Source organism: Oleiphilus sp. HI0132 (assembly GCF_001635845.1).
Genome location: NZ_LWGJ01001868.1, coordinates 1 through 853 on the forward strand (window position 1 = coordinate 1; position 853 = coordinate 853).

The 853-nt window shown below is 44.4% G+C and carries 2 protein-coding genes; both read right to left on the reverse strand.

The genetic code is table 11. The annotated features are described in order from the left end of the window. Nucleotides 1-378: AAA family ATPase (locus tag A3766_RS28190; RefSeq protein WP_156509216.1), on the reverse strand; the 378-nt coding region annotated here is incomplete at its 3' end. Nucleotides 379-518: 140 nt separating this feature from the next. Beyond that, nucleotides 519-853, reverse strand: a 335-nt coding sequence (locus A3766_RS28195) for a Holliday junction ATP-dependent DNA helicase RuvA (RefSeq protein ID WP_231883027.1), incomplete at its 5' end; no start/stop codon positions are given.

The window sequence follows — 853 nt, forward strand, 5'->3', positions numbered from 1 at the left end:
AACTGAAGCATTCATTCGGTGAATTTCATCAATGAAAAGAACGTCTCCTGCTTCCAAGTTTGTCAGCAATGCAGCAAGATCACCGGCTTTTTCAAGAACAGGGCCAGAAGTAGACTTAATATTGCTCCCTAGCTCATTTGCAATAATATTCGCTAGCGTTGTTTTACCTAGTCCAGGCGGACCGAAAATAAGCACATGATCCAGCGCTTCTTGCCTTTTACTGGCTGCTTGAATAAAGATATCCATTTGCTCTTTAACAGCGGGCTGCCCAACATAGTCACTTAAAGACTTAGGCCGAATCGCTCTATCTTGAACATCTTCACTCACACCACCAAGCTCGGCAGCTTGAGCGGCAATAATACGATCTGCTTCAATCATGTACATTCCAAACAGGAAACATCAATCTGGGCGTGGCCGTAATGACACACCAAGAACTTACTATGAAAGACAGTTTACAGATCAATCCAAGGGACTAAAGTTAAAAATATGTTAGACCTCGCCGACCTATAAGCCTGGTGCTACAACATTCCTTTTAGTGCAGCTTTAAGAAGAGACTCTAGGGTTTGCCCCTCATGACGCACTGATTTAATAGATTTCGCAGCATCTTGAGGCTTATAACCCAAGGAAATCAGCGCCGCTTCGGCTTCACCTTCGATATCGCTAACACGCGCTAGAGGCATATCAAGCTCAGAAATTGACACATCACCACCCTCAGGAACAAGGCCTTTAACCTTATCTCTCAGCTCTATCAACAACCTTTCGGCCGTTTTCTTGCCAATACCTGGTAGCTTCACCAACGTAGAAACATCATCATCAGCTACGCAGCGAGCTAAAGATGCACTATCTAAACCAG